At 31.0% G+C, this 216-nt stretch carries 1 pseudogene; it reads left to right on the forward strand.

The window, feature by feature from the left end:
* Positions 1 to 216 (forward strand): annotated as a pseudogene (locus FOT98_RS30425) (winged helix-turn-helix transcriptional regulator); the annotation flags it as partial.

Here is a 216-nt window from a genome sequence, read left to right on the forward strand (position 1 = left end):
GAATTTTTCAATGGACACGATTTAACTTTATCTGTAGATAGGAGGAAGTTGGAAAATAGCAATTATATGGATTTTGTTACACCGTTCACCTTTAAGATGAAGTGAGATACAAAAAAATTTTCTTGATATGAATCAATGCATGTTAATCCGACGATTAAGAGAGTTAGAGGAAGATAAAATAATTACTAGGTGTGTATATCCTATAGTACCTCCAAA

Origin of the sequence: Bacillus sp. HY001 (assembly GCF_007558965.1) — a bacterium.
Classification (GTDB): Bacteria; Bacillota; Bacilli; order Bacillales; family Bacillaceae_G; genus Bacillus_A; species Bacillus_A mobilis.